The following is a 15,019-nucleotide window of genomic DNA, read 5'->3' as shown; positions in this document are numbered from 1 at the left end:
CACGGACCCGTGCCCCGGTGACCGGCCGCGAAACACGACCGCTCCCCGGCGAAGGGGACAAGGGCCACCGGCTCCGGCCCACGGGTCCGCCGTTCCCCCCTGTCCCCGCAAGATGACCCCGCAAGACATGCACGACATGCACGGCCGCACGGCCGGTCGACCTCACGGCAAGTCGACCTCACGGCTGGTCGACCTCATGGCCGCACGGCCACCGGCCCGGCTCCGTATCCGAAAGGCAGGACGCACCCATGTCCACCACATCCGACAACACATCCGGCACCGCCCGCGTCAGGATCGATCCGCTCGATCTGGCGGGCATCGACGACATGCTCAGCCCCGAGGAAAAGGCGGTCCGGTCGGCCGTCCGCCAGGTCTGCGACTCCGCGGTCGACCCGTATGTCGCCGAGTGGTTCGAGAAGGGCGAGCTGCCCGCCATCCGTGAACTCGCCAAGGAACTCGGCGGGCTCGGCCTGCTCGGTATGCACCTGGAGGGCTACGGCTGTGCGGGGATGAGCGCCGTCGACTACGGCCTCGCCTGCCTGGAGCTGGAGGCCAGCGACTCGGGTATCCGTTCCCTGGTCAGCGTCCAGGGCTCATTGGCGATGTTCGCGATCAGGCAGCACGGCAGCGAGGAGCAGAAGCAGCGGTGGCTGCCGCCCATGGCCGCCGGTGAGGCCATCGGCTGCTTCGGTCTGACCGAGCCGGACCACGGCTCCGACCCGGCCGGTATGCGCACCCGCGCCCGCCGGGACGGCGGCGACTGGGTCATCGACGGCCGCAAGATGTGGATCACCAACGGCTCCGTCGCCGATGTCGCCGTGGTGTGGGCGCAGACCGATGACGGAGTGCGCGGCTTCGTGGTGCCGACCGACACCCCCGGGTTCTCCGCCCCGCTGATCAAGCACAAGCTGTCGCTGCGGGCGTCGGTCACCAGTGAACTCGTCCTGGACGGGGTCAGGTTGCCCGCCGACGCGGTGCTGCCGGAGGTGCGCGGGCTGCGCGGCCCGCTCTCCTGTCTGAACGAGGCGCGCTACGGCATCGTCTGGGGCGCCATGGGAGCCGCGCGCAGTTCCCTCGCGGCCGCCCTGGAGTACGCCGGGCAGCGTGTGCAGTTCGGCAAGCCGATCGCGGGCTTCCAGCTCACCCAGGAGAAGCTGGCCCAGATGGCGGTGGAGCTGACCTGCGGCACCCTGCTGGCGCTGCACCTGGGCCGGCGCAAGGACGGTCCCGGGCTGCGGCCCGAGCAGGTCAGCCTGGGCAAGCTCAACAATGTGAACAAGGCCCTGGACATCTGCCGCAGCGCGCGCACCGTGCTGGGCGCCAACGGGATCTCGCTGGAGTACCCGGTGATCCGGCACATGACCAACCTGGAGTCGGTGCTGACGTACGAGGGCACCCCGGAGATGCACAAGCTCGTCATCGGCCAGGCCATGACGGGGCTGCCCGCGTTCCGGTAGGGGGTCGCCCCGCCGGGGACGGCGGGGCACTCTCCGCAGGGAGAACGCAGGTGACACGGGTGGCACAGGGCGGGCCCGGCGCGGGACGGCGAGCGGCGATGATCCAGCCGTGAGGTAGCCGGAGTGGCCCGGGTGCCCCGGCCCCGGGCGGTGGTGTCACCGGGCCGAGGGCGCGGGCGGCGGCGGCTCGGCACGGGTGCCGCGCCGGCGCGAGGCCAGGATCATCAGGGTCTTGGTGCCGATGACATTGCCGCTGCGGCGCATCGTGTCGATCACCTGCTGGAGGTGCTGGACACTGCCGACCCGCACCCGCACCAGGGCGTCCGGGTCTCCCGCGACGGTGAACACCTCCACCACCTCGGGCAGATTGATCACCGCGCTGGCGATGGCCTCGACATTGGTGTCACCCGCGAACCGCAGTTCGGTGAAGGCTTCGAGGCTGTCGCCCAGCCTGCTGTGATCGAGGATCGCCGTGTAGCCCGCGATCACCCCCGCCCGCTCCAGCCGGTCGACGCGCCGCTTCACCGGGGCGGGCGACAGATTCACCTGCTCGGCGATACTGAGAATGCTCCGGCGCCCGTCCTGCACGAGCAGGTCCAGGATCCGGCGGTCCACACTGTCCAGCTGCACCGTATCGGTCATGCTCCCAGCCTACGTCGGCCCACGCACTTTTCCTTCGCTCAGGCCCGCTCCAAGTTCTCAAAATGTGCGTGAGAAGCAATTTTCGAGCCTCTTCTTTGCGTCGAGGCCGATACTGCGTTGAAATGTGGCCCACCCCCCGCGACAACGCCCCGGCGAGAGGTGGCCCATGCCCATCGAACGTGACCTGCCGACCGACGAAGCACATGACCTCATCGATCTCGTGGCCGAGATCGCGGACAGCGAACTGGCCCCACGGGTCGCGGAGTTCGAGGAGGCGGAGAAGTTCCCGCGCGAGGTGTTCGTCCTGCTCGGCGAGACCGGGCTGCTCACCCTGCCGTTCGGCGAGGACATCGGTGGCGGCGGCCAGCCGTACAGCGTCTATCTCCAGGTGCTGGAGGAGCTGGCGATGCGCTGGGCCGGGGTGGCCGTCGGGGTCAGTGTGCACACACTGTCCTGCCATCCCGTCGTCGCTTTCGGCACCCCCGCCCAGCAGCGCGAGCTGCTGCCGTCGATGCTCGGCGGGCAGCAGCTCGGCGCGTACTGTCTGTCCGAGGCACACGCCGGCTCCGATCCGTCCGCCCTGCGGGCCAGGGCAGCCGAAGCACCGCACGGCTGGCAGGCGAACGGCAGCAAGAGCTGGATCACCCACGGCGGCTGGGCCGACTTCTACACCGCGTTCCTGCGCACCGGGGACGACCCGCGCGGCGGCGTCTCCTGCTTCCATGTGGACGGCGACGCCCCGGGGCTCACCGCCGGTACACCGGAGCGCAAGATGGGCCTGCGCAGTTCGGCGACGACCACGATGAGCTTCGACGATGTACCGATCGCGGCCGACCGGCTGATCGGCACGCCCGGACAGGGACTCCAGATCGCCCTGTCCGCGCTGGACGCGGGCCGCCTCGGGATCGCCGCCGTCGCGGTCGGTCTGGCGCAGGCCGCCCTGGACTACGCCGTGCAGTACGCCTGTGAGCGGGAGACCTTCGGCTCGCGGATCATCGACCACCAGGGGGTGGGCTTTCTGCTCGCCGACATGGCCGCGGCGACCGAGGCCGCCCGCGCCACCTATCTGACCGCCGCCCGGCGCAAGGACGCAGGCCAGGACTACAGCCGGCAGGCCAGCGTCGCCAAGCTCATCGCCACCGACACCGCGATGTCGGTGACCACCGACGCCGTCCAGGTGCTCGGCGGCGCGGGCTATGTGAGCGACCACCCCGTCGAGCGCTATATGCGCGAGGCCAAGGTGACCCAGATCTTCGAGGGCACCAATCAGATCCAGCGCCTGGTGATCAGCCGTCACCTCGCCCGAGGCGTCCGCTGACGTCCAGCCCCTCACCCGCGGTCCCCGGCACGCACCGATACGGCCCCTCTCGCAAGGCGTTCGCGTACCGGCGAGGTCATCCGCCCCGACGGCGCGCTGCGCATGGCACCGCGCTGATCCCTGCCCCCGACCGTCACCCCGCCGACCCGAATCGAGGCACCCATGGCCGACACCCCCGAGCCCTCTGAGGTCCCTGAGGTCCCTGAGGTCCCTGAGGTCCCTGAGGTCCCTGAGGTCCCTGAGGTCCCTGAGGTCCCTGAGGTCCCCAGCATCCCCGACGCCCCCGACGCCCCCGACGCCCCCGAGGACGCGCCGATCCAGCTGCTCGACCCCTCCGGTGTACTGCGCGCCGACGAACGGCTGCCCTTCGATCCGGCGACCGTCGATCTGCCCGCGCTCTACCGCGACATGGTGCTCAGCCGCCGGGTGGACACCGAGGCCATCGCCCTCCAGCGCCAGGGCGAACTGGGCATGTGGCCGTCGATGCTGGGCCAGGAGGGCGCCCAGGTCGGCGCCGGACACGCGCTGCGGGACCAGGACATGACCTTCCCGACCTACCGCGAGCACGCGGTCGCCTGGTGCCGGGGCGTCCCGCCGGAACGGCTGCTGGGACTGTTCCGGGGCACCACACTGGGCGGCTGGCGGCCCACGGCCAACAACTTCAACCTCTACACCCTGGTCATCGGCGCGCAGACGCTGCACGCGACCGGCTACGCCATGGGTGTGGTCCGCGACGAGCAGGTCGGCACCGGTGACGACGGGCGTGACACGGCCGTGCTCTGCTTCCACGGCGACGGCGCGCTCAGCGAGGGCGAGACGAACGAGGCGTACATCTGGGCGGCGACCCAGAATCTGCCGATCGTGTTCTTCTGCCAGAACAACCAGTGGGCCATCTCGGCTCCCTACGCGACCCAGAGCCGGGTGCCGGTGGCCCAGCGCTCCGCCGGATTCGGCTTCCCCGGCGTCCGCGTCGACGGCAACGACGTCCTGGCCACCCTGGCCGCCACCCGCCAGGCCCTGGACCGGGCCCGGCGCGGTGCGGGCCCCACACTCATCGAGGCGTTCACCTACCGGCTCAATCCGCATACGACATCCGACGACACGACCCGCTACCGTTCGGCGGCCGATGACGAGCAGTGGCGCGAACGCGACCCGATCACCCGGCTGCGCCGTCATCTGGAGCACACCGGATGCGTCGGCACCTCCTTCTTCGACGCCCTCGACTCCGAGGCCCGTCAGCTCGCCGAGCGGCTGCGCGCCGACTGCCGGGCACTGCCCGACCCCGACGGCGAGCTGCCGTTCGCGCACACCTACGCCGAGCTGCCGGAGAACCTGCGTGAACAGCTCGCCGAGCACCGCGACTTCGTCGCCTCCCTCGACCCCCAGGAGGTTCCCGCATGACCGTGACACTCGCCCGCGCGCTCAACGAGGGGCTGCGCACCGCCATGCGGCGCGACAGCAAGGTGATGCTGCTCGGCCAGGACATCGGGCGGCTCGGCGGTGTCTTCCGTATCACCGACGGTCTGCGGGCGGAGTTCGGCGCGCTGCGGGTGATGGACGCCCCGCTGGGCGAGGCGGGGATCGTCGGTACGGCGATCGGGCTGGCGATGCGCGGCTACCGGCCGGTCTGCGAGATCCAGTTCGACGGCTTCGTCTTCCCCGCCGTCAACCAGATCGTCACCCAGCTCGCCAAGTACCGGCACCGCTCCGAGGGCGATGTCGCGCTCCCGGTCGTCATCCGCATTCCGTACGGCGGTGGCATCGGCGCGATCGAGCACCACTCGGAATCGCCGGAGAGCTACTTCGCGCACACCCCGGGCCTGCGGGTGGTCACCTGCGCCACCCCCGAGGACGGCCACGCGATGATCGGACAGGCCATCGCCTGTGACGACCCGGTGATCTTCCTTGAGCCCAAGCGCCGTTACTGGGAGAAGGGCGCCATCGGCGGCGGTACGGACACTCCCCTGGACGCCGCCCGGGTGGTCCGCCCCGGCAGCGATCTCACCCTGCTCGTCTACGGCCCCCTGGTACGCACCGCCCTGGAGTGCGCGGAGGTGGCCGCCGGCGAGGGGCGCAGCCTGGAAGTGATCGATCTGCGCTCGCTGGCCCCGCTCGATCTGACGACGGTGTACGCGTCGGTCCACCGCACGGGCCGGCTGGTGATCGCGCACGAAGCGTCGCTGAGCCATGGCCTCGGCGCGGAGATCGCGGCCCGGGTGCAGGACCGGGCCTTCTACGCCCTGGAGTCTCCGGTGATCCGGGTGACCGGCTACGACACCCCGTACCCGCCGAGCAGGCTTGAGGAGAACTGGCTCCCGGGTGTCGAGCGCATCCTCGACGCCGTCGACCGCGGCCTGAGCTACTGAGAAGGGTTCCGAGTCATGTCCTCCCCCCAGCAGTTCCTGCTGCCCGACGTCGGTGAAGGGCTCACCGAGGCCGACATCCTGACCTGGTCCGTCCAGGTCGGTGACACCGTCGAGGTCAACCAGATCATCGTCGAGATCGAGACGGCGAAGGCCGCCGTCGAACTTCCGTCCCCCTACGCCGGGGTCGTGCTCCGACTGCACGCGGCCGAGGGCGAGACGGTCGCCGCCGGCACGCCGATCATCACCGTCGGGCCCGCCGCCGGGACACCCGGACCTCCCGGGCTGCCCGAGCCTTCCGTGACCGGCGCCGACGCGGAGTCCGCGCCCGGGATGCTCGTCGGCTACGGTCCGCGCGAGACCTCGGCCGTACGGCGCCGAAGGCGCGAGCGCGCGTCCGCCCCCGTGCCCCAGGCGCCGCCGCCCGCCCCGGACGCGCGGTCACCGGCCCCGGCCCGCCCGTCGGCCAAGCCACCCGTCCGCAAGCTGGCGAAGGACCTCGGCGTCTCCCTGTACGCGGTGGCGGCGACCGGGGTGGACGGCACCATCACCCGCGAGGACGTCCACCGGGCCGCGACCACCGCGACCCACAGCCCGCAGGCCCCGGAGCGGAACCAGGAGCAAGGCCGGGCGGGGAAGCCGGAACAGACCACAACAGGGCAGCCGGAGCAGACCACGGCAGGAGAGCCGGGGCGCCCGTACGGGGCCCCGGAGCGGGAGACCCGTATGCCGATCAGGGGCGTACGCAAGCACACCGCCCGCGCGATGTCCGAGTCGGCGTTCACCGCGCCGCATGTCACGGAGTTCATCACGGTGGACATCACCGAGACGATGCGGCTGCGCGAAGTCGTCTCGGCACGCCGTGAGTTCCGTCAGATGCGGCTGTCACCGCTGGTCTTCGTGGCCAGGGCACTGCTGCTGGCCATGCGGCGCACACCCGAGGTGAACTCGTCCTGGGACGAGCGCGCCCAGGAGATCGTCCTCAAGCACTATGTGAATCTGGGGATCGCGGCGGCCACCGGCCGGGGGCTGATCGTCCCCAACATCAAGGACGCGCACCGGATGTCGCTGCTCGAACTCGCGGAGGCGATCTCCGCTCTGGCCGCGACCGCCCGCGACGGGCGGACACCTCCCGGGGACATGGCGGGCGGCACGGTCACGATCACCAATGTGGGAGTCTTCGGCGTCGACACCGGCACGCCCCTCCTCAACCCGGGCGAGGCGGCGATCCTCGCGGTCGGTGCCGTACGCCGGATGCCGTGGGTCGTCGGCACCGGGGCCGATGAGCGGATCGAGCCGCGTTCGGTGCTTCAGCTCGCGCTGTCCTTCGACCATCGGCTGGTCGACGGAGAACAGGGTTCGCGACTGCTCGCCGACACCGCCGCCGTGCTCACCGATCCCGGTCTCGCCCTGCTCTGACCGCACCCGCCCGGGCTCGGGCGACGCCGTGTGTCCCGGTGGTGGAAATCGGCCGTGTGCGGTCTGGCGCTGTATCGACATGTCCTCTTTCATGGGTCCAAGGCGTACGCCGTACTCCGGCGGCTCCGCAGACATCATCACTGCCCCGGGAGGCAGACCATGTCCAGTCTCGGTACCGGTGCCATCGTGACGCTCGACAGCAGTGGCGGCCAACATCTCTACGAACAGACCGACCGGCTCCGGGAGGCGGGTCCCGCGGTGCGGGTGCGGTTACCCGAAGGGGTCGTGGCCTGGTCCATCACCCGTGGCGATGTCATCAAGCGGGTGCTGACGCATCCGGGTGTGTCCCGGGACGCGCGGAAGTCCGTGCCCGGGTATCAACCGGGGGCCATCGCCTGGCTGTTCCCGTGGGTGGACGTGGAGTCCATGTTCAACGCCGAGGGCCGGGACCACACCCGGCTCAGGAAGCTGGTGGGCCCGGCGTTCGCACCACGTCGTATCGAAGCCATGCGACCGCGAGTTCAGGCCATTGTCGACGACGTACTCGACACCCTGGAGTCGCGGTCGCGCGATGAGCCGGTCGATCTGCGTGCGTCGTTCGCGCACGAGGTGCCGACCCGGGTGATCTCCGAACTCTTCGGCGTCCCGGACGATCAGCGGCCGGAGATGATGCGGGTCTTCGCGGGGGTAGCGGACACCGGTGCCACCCCGGCGGAGTCGGACGCCGTCAACAAGGCCCTGATCGTCATGATGCGGCAGCTCATCGAGACCAAGCGGCGGACACCGGGCGACGACATGACCAGTCTGCTGCTCACCACCCACGAGGAGGACACCGACCGGCTCAGCGAGCAGGAACTGCTGTCCACGCTGCTTCTGATGATCGGCGCGGGCAGCCAGACCGCGATCGCCCTCATCGACAACGCCGTACGGGAACTCCTCGTCCACCGAGGTCAACTGGACGCGGTGCTCGACGGCCGCGTCCCCTGGACCGAGGTCGTCGAGGAGACGCTGCGGCTGCACTCCTCGGTGATGCACATGCCGTTGCGCTGGGCCACCGAGGACATCGACCTCGGGGACGGAGTCGTCGTCAGGACCGGTGAGACGATGCTGATCGGCTTCGGGGCGCACGGGCGGGATCCGGGCCTCCACGAGGCCCCGGACGCCTTCGACCTCAGTCGCGAGGACAAGACGCATCTGGCCTTCGGCCACGGCGTCCACTACTGCCTCGGCGCTCCGCTCGGCCGGCTGGAGGGCGAGGTGGCCCTGCCCGCGCTGTTCGACCGCTTTCCCGGTCTCGCGCTCGCCGTCGACCCGGAGCGAATAGAGCCGCAGCGCACCTTCATCGGCAATGACGTCGTCACACTGCCCGTCCGGCTCGGTCACCGGCCCCGCACCGGCGGCTGAGCAGCCAGGTCCGGCGCACACCCGGTCTCCGGACGGTTACCGGTGGGTCGGAGGACCAGAAGGTCAGTGGGTCAGTGGGTCAGTGGGTCAGTGGGTCAGTGGACGATACGGACGACGGTCACCAGGAGGATGGTGGGGTCGGAACTGACGTAGTAGACGGCGATGGCGGCATGGCCGAGGACGGCCTGGCGGCGGTCCTGCTCCCCCTTGAGGGCGCGTGACCCGTATCCGTACGGGTCGGCGGCCAGCCGGCGTATGCCCTGTTCGAATCCACTGCGCAGGCCGGAGTCCATGGCCTTGAGCGCCTCGTCCGCTTCCGGCGCGTGCTGCACCCGGTACGCGCTCACGCCACCCCCGCGCGGGGGTCCTGGGGCACACAGCCCGAGAAGTCGCCGATCCGCAGGCGGGCGACGACGGCCTCGTCCTCGTCCTCCGCGGGGGTGGTCGACAACGACCAGTTCGCGAGCACCAGTTGCAGTTGTCCAGCCGGTGTGGAGCCGACTTCCGCGTCGAACGCCGCCCGTTCACTCTCGGGCAGTGCCGCGCGGACGCCGTTGATCGTTGCCGGGATCTCGACGAACTCCCCGCCGATACGCGTGGTCCAGGTCGATGTGCCGATGTCGCCCACGGTGCCACCTCCTCGGCCCCTACGGTACGCCGCCGCCCCCGGCCCGCCGCGACCGGCCCAACCGCCGCCGGGGCCCCACCCGTTGCGGCACGGTCGTGGGCCCTATGCGGCGTCGTGGCACACCCGGCCCGTCGCGGTGCCACGGGACCAGGGCCGCAGTGCCGTGGTCTGTGTCATCGCCTGTGTCATCGCCTGTGTCATGGCGCGCTCCAGAAGTGGTGCGTGGCGTACGAACTCCACGGCCGCCAGCGGTCGGCGCCGTCGGCTGCCGCGCCCGCCCGGCGCATTCCGGCCCGTACGGCCGGGTCGTCGCTCAGCAGGACGTCGGGGTCGCCGAGTGCGCGCATCCGGATGTAGCCGGCCGTCCTGGCGTCGATGCCGGGCAGCGCACCCAGCAGCCGGCCGGTCTCCTCGCGGTCGGCGCCGGGGTCGAGGACGAGGGTGCCATCGGCGAGCGCGGTGGTCAGACCCCGCAAGGCGGCGGGCATATCCGGTCCTTCGGGTGCGGCGGCGAGGGTCCGGACTGTGGGGAAGAGATGGGTGAGGCCGCCGCTGGGCTCGCACAGCGGCTCTCCGTGGGCGGCGATCAGGGCCGCGCAGCGTGCGCGCCCGGTCGCCGCGGGGACGCCCCGGCCGATGACGGCGCGTACGGCGAGTTCATGCGGGTCCGGGGTGCCCGGGGCGCGCAGTCCGGGGCGGGCGGCGACCAGCGGGGCGAGTGCCGGGTCGGCTCCGAGGCGTTCGGCGACGGCGCGCGGGTCGGCGTCCAGGTCGAACAGCCTGCGTATCCGCTGGGTCGCGGTCGTCAGGTCCCGCAGGTCCGTCAGCTGGAGCCGGCACGCCAGCCAGCCTCCCGCGCCCGGCTGTTCGCCGACCTCCGCGACGCCGGGGCCGCCGGGCAGCCGCAGGGTGCGCCGGTAGGTCCGGGTGCCGCGTTCGCCGGTGATCTCCTCGATGCCGGTGAGCGCGTCATCGGCGAGCCGGTCGAACACCTCGGCGGCGGCGTAGGGGCGGCGGTGGGCGAGCCGTAGCGGCACTCCGGCCCGGCCGCCCTCCGGGGTGACCGGGCCGAAGCGCGGGGTCCGGCCGCCGGCCGGGCGGGGGGCGGAGGCGCGCAGTTCGCTGGGGGTGGCCGCGTAGATGGCGCGCATCGTGTCGTTGAACTGGCGCACACTCGCGAACCCGGCCGCGAAGGCGATCTCGGCCGCCTGGAGGGTGGTCGTCTGCAGCAGGATGCGTGCGGTGTGGCCGCGCTGGGCCCTGGCGAGCGCGATGGGCCCCGCGCCGAGTTCGGCGTTGAGCTGGCGCTGTACCTGCCGGGCGCTGTAGCCGAGCCGGTCGGCGAGGCCCCCGACGCCTTCCCGGTCCACGACTCCGTCGCCGATGAGGCGCATGGCCCGGCCCACGACATCGGCGCGGGCGTTCCACTCGGCGGAGCCGGGGACGGCGTCGGGCCGGCAGCGCCGGCAGGCGCGATAGCCCGCGCCCTGGGCGGCGGCGGCCGTCGGGTAGAACGTGACGTTCCGGCGCTTGGGGGTGATCGCGGGGCAACTGGGCCGGCAGTAGATCCCGGTCGTGGCGACGGCGAAGAAGAACACTCCGTCGAACCGGGAATCCCTGCTGGTCACCGCCTCGTATCTGCTGTCCTCGATCGTCATGCGGCCAGTATGGGCTCCGCCCGGGCGCCGGAGCTGGCGGAAATCGGACATGGTGTTCGGCACTGCGGGTCCGGTGCCGATATTCGTCTGACCGCTTTCCGCATACCCGGCATGCGCAATGCCGGTGGCATATGCCAAAGCGCGCGCCCCCACCCATACGCCCGCGCCGAGGGCGCGTACGCGTCTTGACATCGAGCATCACGTTACTTTCGGCAGGGCACCCCGACCGTCAAGGACGCGTCAAGATCATTGCTTCGGAGGCGACTTGGAAGCGTGGGTCAGATCACAAACAGTCGTCAAGGAACGGTCAAATGTGCTCGTGGCGGGCGGTTCGGTTGCACTGAGCGACCGAATATTCACCAGCTTCTTGTCGAATACGAATCGATGAGTAAGATCGGCGCGCATACAGGGAGTGGCCAAGACCTCCACCCCCAGTCAACCCCCCACCTGTCCCCATGAGGACCCATGACGACCATTTTCCGACATACGTGCCGACGCAGACCTATGGGAGCGGCGGCGGACTGATGTCCCAGGACCAGTTCCGCCCCGTGTACCACCCGGCGGGCCATGACAGCGAACTGCGCACCGCCATGCAGGATCTGAGAACGGGCCGCTGGTTGTCGATGCGGAATCTGCTGAACTCCACCTCCGACTGGGGGGTCTGGACCCAGCGGACTCAGGTGCTCGCCGCCGTGGCGGCGGGCTCCGACACCGTGCAGGCATGGCGGACGGAGGAACCCGGCTCGCTCGCCGCGATCGTGATGCAGTGCCGGGTATCGGTCGAGCGGGCGCTGCGGGCGAACCGCGAGAAACACGCACGCACTCAGGAGTTGTGGCACGAGGCGTGGGAGGCGTGCCGGATCGCCGCCCACCAGGGGCCCGACGACCCGGTGCCGTGGGTGTGTCTGCTCGCGCTCTCCCAGCTCGACGAGAAGCAGCGGCTGGACGAGCACCGGCAGATCCCGCCCGGGCCGATGCTGTTCCCGGGGCCCTGGGGCCTGCTGGCGGAGGCTCACAAGCGGCATCCGTACAACCGTGAGGCGTACCACCGGATGCTTCAGTTCGCCTACGCCCGCAGGCCCGGTGGCCATCTCTCGGAGGCGGTCAACTTTGTGCAGTGGGCGGCGTCGGCGGCTCCCGCCGGCTCCGCGCTGCTGGTGCTGCCGCTCTTCGTGCGGATGGAGCGCTACCGCCGTGACAACGGTCATGAGCGGGCGCTCGATCTGCACTGGGTGACGGACGACGCCAACCGCGAGGCCATGCTCGCGCTGGAGAGCTGGTTCGACCTCGTCGACCCTGCCGAATCGTCACTGCTCGATCTCAACCAACTGGCTCACGCGCTGTGGGGCGCGAGCCGGTTCATCGAGGCGGCCCGCGTGTTCCGCGCGCTGGGCCCGTACTACACCGCCCCGCCGTGGCTGTACCGGTCGCAGAACCCGGCGGACCCGGGTCTGGCGGAGGAGGTCTTCCTCCGTGCCCGCGCCCGATGTCTCACCGCCGCGAGCGACGCGGGCCACTGACCGCACCACCGCAATTCACCACCATCCACCAGCACCTTTCCCCCGGAGGTCTTCCCATGTCCATATCCCAGCCCAGATGGTCGGGCCCGGACAAACAATCCCCCGTCGACGAGGAGGAGCGGTTGCGGGAACTCGGCTATCAGCCGGTGCTCGCCCGCCGGATGGGAGGCTTCGGCAACTTCGCGATCAGCTTCTCCGTCATCTCCGTTCTGTCCGGCTGTATGACGCTGTACGGCTTCGGCATGAACACGGGCGGCCCATCCGTGATGCTCTGGGGCTGGGCGGGCGTCGGCCTGTTCGTGCTCTGTGTCGGTATGGCGCTCGCCGAGGTCACCAGCGCGTATCCCACCTCCGGCGCGCTCTACTACATGGCGGACCGGCTCGGCGGCCGTAAGTGGGGCTGGTACACGGGCTGGCTGAACCTGCTGGGGCTGCTGGGCGCGATCGCCGGTATCGACTACGGCGCCGCCCTGTTCACGGGCGCGTTCCTGAATCTCCAGTGGGGCTTCGACCCCACACCCGGCTCCACAATGATCATTTTTATGTGCATTCTGCTGCTGCACGCCACCCTGAATCTCTTCGGCGTGAAACTGGTCAGCGTCCTGAACTCGATCAGCGTGTGGTGGCATCTGGGCGGTGTCGCGCTGATCGTCGGAGTGCTCGCCATCGTTCCCAAGAATCATCAGTCGCCCGAATACGTCTTCACCGAATTCGTCAATGGCACCGGGTGGGAGAACCCCATCTATGTCGCGGCGGTCGGTCTGTTGCTCGCGCAGTACACATTCTCCGGATACGACGCTTCCGCGCATCTGTCGGAGGAGACCTCCAACGCGTCCGTCACCGCCGCCCGCGGCATCGTCCGTGCCATCTGGGTCTCCTGGATCGCCGGATTCGCGCTGCTCGCGGGGCTGACCTTCGCCATTCAGGACTACTCCGGGGCCCAGAACTCCGAGACCGGTGTGCCGCCGGCCCAGATCTTCATCGACGCCCTCGGCACGGGCGGCGCCACCGCGCTGCTGCTCGTCGTCATCGTGGCGCAGCTGTTCTGCGGCAACGCCGAGGTCGCGGCGGCCAGCCGGATGGTGTTCGCGTTCAGCCGGGACAACGCGCTGCCCGGCTCGGCGCTGTGGCGCAAGGTCAGCAGCCGTACGCAGACCCCGGTGCCCGCGGTCTGGCTGTCGGTGGGCTTCGCCTGTCTGCTGGCCCTGCCGTCGCTGTACTCCACGACCGCCTACGGCGCGGTGACGGCGATCAATGTCATCGGCATCACCCCCGCGTACGCGATCCCGGTCTATCTGAAACTGCGCGCCGGGGACCGCTTCCAGCCGGGGCCGTGGAACCTGGGCAAGTGGAGCAAGCCGATCGGCTGGATCGCGGTGGTGTGGGTGGCCGTCGTGACCGTGATCTTCCTGTTGCCGCAGTCGAGCCCGGTGACGGTCAGCACCATGAACTACGCGTCGGTCGCGCTGGTCACGGTCCTGACCCTGGCCACGGTGTGGTGGTTCGTGGCACGCCGCTCGTACGGCACCCCGCAGGCGTACGGCTCCGCCCGTGAGCAGGCGGAGCTGTCCGACCACATCGTCTGACACCCTCGGTATCGCCGTCGGCCGTGGGGTCCGGACCCGCTCTCGATCGGGGCCGGACCCCACAGTCATGCCCACGGCCCACGGCCGACCGGGGCGAGTTCTCCATGCGGTGATCGCCTGTCAGGGGCCGACTGTCAGTGGTGCGCGAGATGCTTGACGGTCCGATGCCCCATTCCTGGGAGGAGACAGGTATGACCGATAGGACCGACCTCGAACTCGCGGCGGCGCGGGCGTATGTGAGGCTGCTCCAGACCGCCCGGGCCGTCCTCTCGGACCCCCGGCAGCCCGCTCCGTCGCTCCCGCTGCTGACCGGGCCGATCGCGGAGGCGGACGACGCCCTGGACGCGCTGGGTCTGGCGGGCAACGAAGCGGAGTTCTTCGAGCTGGTGGCCACACTGCGGCCGGTGCCGTACGAGGGCCGGCGGGCGTGAACCGGCCCTGGGCGGGCCGGTCCCGGCGCTGGGGCGCCCGCGCCGGGTCAGTCGATGCCGAAGAGCGGGCCGGTGATCGTCAGCCCGAGATCACCGCCGGCGTACGAGAAGAAGGCGATCAGCATCAGGGCCGCGCCGCCCAGCGACATGTCCTTGAGGAAGGTGGTCAGCTCGTTCTGACGGGCCGCCGGGTCGCTCTCCTTCCAGAAGGCGTGCATCAGCGGGGCCACCGCGAAGAGGAAGACGGCGAGCAGCAGCGCCCCGAGATCCGCCCAGATGCCGAGCACCACGCTCACCGCGCCCACCAGCATCAGCAGCCCGCTGCCGACGACGGCGGCGGTTGCCGCGGGCACCCCGCGCGCGGTCGCGTATCCGGCCATGTCCCGGGTCCGCGTCAGATGTGCCACGCCGGAGCTGAGGAAGAGCAGCACGAACAGGATGCGTCCAATGAGTACCAGGACGTCCATGACGGCCTCCTGATCCAGGCAGTTGAACAGATAACTACCCTTGTTCAGGTTACTCCTGCCCGCAGCATGCCGCCTCCGGAGTTTGACGTCCGCGCACCCGGGTGACCCGGTCCCAGAGGGGTACCC

Annotated in this window: 14 protein-coding genes; 9 read left to right on the top strand and 5 right to left on the bottom strand. The window is 70.5% G+C overall.

The window, feature by feature from the left end; genetic code table 11:
- Positions 1 to 248 precede the first annotated feature (248 nt).
- Complete coding sequence (locus tag ACWF94_RS15060; RefSeq protein ID WP_453487786.1) at positions 249 to 1,457, top strand: acyl-CoA dehydrogenase family protein; 1,209 nt, start codon at positions 249 to 251, stop codon at positions 1,455 to 1,457.
- 156 nt (positions 1,458 to 1,613) lie between these two features.
- Here the strand turns inward: ACWF94_RS15060 and ACWF94_RS15055 are convergent, their stop codons facing one another.
- Entirely contained in the window at positions 1,614 to 2,099 is a 486-nt protein-coding gene (locus ACWF94_RS15055) for an Lrp/AsnC family transcriptional regulator (RefSeq protein ID WP_453487785.1), read from the bottom strand.
- 166 nt (positions 2,100 to 2,265) lie between these two features.
- On the opposite strand from ACWF94_RS15055, the gene ACWF94_RS15050 reads away from it, so the two are divergent.
- From ACWF94_RS15050 to ACWF94_RS15030, 5 genes are all read left to right on the top strand, one after another.
- Positions 2,266 to 3,417 (top strand): acyl-CoA dehydrogenase family protein, encoded by a 1,152-nt coding sequence (locus tag ACWF94_RS15050; RefSeq protein WP_453487784.1) that lies wholly within the window; start codon positions 2,266 to 2,268, stop codon positions 3,415 to 3,417.
- Between the two features lie 162 nt (positions 3,418 to 3,579).
- Positions 3,580 to 4,818 carry a thiamine pyrophosphate-dependent dehydrogenase E1 component subunit alpha gene (locus ACWF94_RS15045; protein WP_453487783.1) on the top strand — a complete coding sequence of 413 codons (1,239 nt, stop codon included), beginning with the start codon at positions 3,580 to 3,582 and terminating at the stop codon, positions 4,816 to 4,818.
- On the top strand, positions 4,815 to 5,783 hold the full coding sequence (locus tag ACWF94_RS15040; RefSeq protein WP_453487782.1) for an alpha-ketoacid dehydrogenase subunit beta: 969 nt from the start codon (positions 4,815 to 4,817) through the stop codon (positions 5,781 to 5,783). Before ACWF94_RS15045 ends, ACWF94_RS15040 begins: the two co-directional genes overlap by 4 nt.
- Before the next feature lie 15 nt (positions 5,784 to 5,798).
- Positions 5,799 to 7,199, top strand: a complete 1,401-nt coding sequence (locus ACWF94_RS15035) for a dihydrolipoamide acetyltransferase family protein (protein ID WP_453487781.1) — start codon at positions 5,799 to 5,801, stop codon at positions 7,197 to 7,199.
- 159 nt (positions 7,200 to 7,358) lie between these two features.
- Complete coding sequence (locus tag ACWF94_RS15030) at positions 7,359 to 8,603, top strand: cytochrome P450 family protein (RefSeq protein ID WP_453487780.1); 1,245 nt, start codon at positions 7,359 to 7,361, stop codon at positions 8,601 to 8,603.
- 95 nt (positions 8,604 to 8,698) lie between these two features.
- Here ACWF94_RS15030 and ACWF94_RS15025 read toward each other — a convergent pair whose 3' ends face one another.
- The 3 genes from ACWF94_RS15025 to ACWF94_RS15015 form a co-directional block, all read right to left on the bottom strand.
- Positions 8,699 to 8,950, bottom strand: coding sequence for a type II toxin-antitoxin system RelE family toxin (locus ACWF94_RS15025; protein WP_453487779.1), 252 nt, complete (start codon positions 8,948 to 8,950; stop codon positions 8,699 to 8,701).
- Complete coding sequence (locus tag ACWF94_RS15020; RefSeq protein WP_453487778.1) at positions 8,947 to 9,231, bottom strand: hypothetical protein; 285 nt, start codon at positions 9,229 to 9,231, stop codon at positions 8,947 to 8,949. Before ACWF94_RS15020 ends, ACWF94_RS15025 begins: the two co-directional genes overlap by 4 nt.
- A gap of 197 nt (positions 9,232 to 9,428) precedes the next feature.
- Positions 9,429 to 10,889, bottom strand: a complete 1,461-nt coding sequence (locus tag ACWF94_RS15015; protein WP_453487777.1) for a bifunctional transcriptional activator/DNA repair enzyme AdaA — start codon at positions 10,887 to 10,889, stop codon at positions 9,429 to 9,431.
- 524 nt (positions 10,890 to 11,413) lie between these two features.
- On the opposite strand from ACWF94_RS15015, the gene ACWF94_RS15010 reads away from it, so the two are divergent.
- The 3 genes from ACWF94_RS15010 (at position 11,414) to ACWF94_RS15000 (ending at position 14,426) form a co-directional block, all read left to right on the top strand.
- Positions 11,414 to 12,409 carry a hypothetical protein gene (locus tag ACWF94_RS15010; RefSeq protein WP_453487787.1) on the top strand — a complete coding sequence of 332 codons (996 nt, stop codon included), beginning with the start codon at positions 11,414 to 11,416 and terminating at the stop codon, positions 12,407 to 12,409.
- Between the two features lie 56 nt (positions 12,410 to 12,465).
- Complete coding sequence (locus ACWF94_RS15005; RefSeq protein WP_453487776.1) at positions 12,466 to 13,995, top strand: amino acid permease; 1,530 nt, start codon at positions 12,466 to 12,468, stop codon at positions 13,993 to 13,995.
- A gap of 191 nt (positions 13,996 to 14,186) precedes the next feature.
- Positions 14,187 to 14,426: a hypothetical protein gene (locus ACWF94_RS15000; protein ID WP_453487775.1), complete on the top strand. Its 240-nt coding sequence runs from the start codon at positions 14,187 to 14,189 to the stop codon at positions 14,424 to 14,426.
- A gap of 47 nt (positions 14,427 to 14,473) precedes the next feature.
- On the opposite strand, the gene ACWF94_RS14995 is transcribed toward ACWF94_RS15000, so the two are convergent.
- Positions 14,474 to 14,893, bottom strand: coding sequence for a DoxX family protein (locus ACWF94_RS14995; RefSeq protein ID WP_453487774.1), 420 nt, complete (start codon positions 14,891 to 14,893; stop codon positions 14,474 to 14,476).
- Positions 14,894 to 15,019 lie beyond the last annotated feature (126 nt).

This window comes from Streptomyces sp. NPDC055078 (assembly GCF_053607985.1).
The sequence above is the reverse complement of the archived record's forward strand: the minus strand, read 5'-3'. Positions and strand labels throughout refer to the sequence as shown.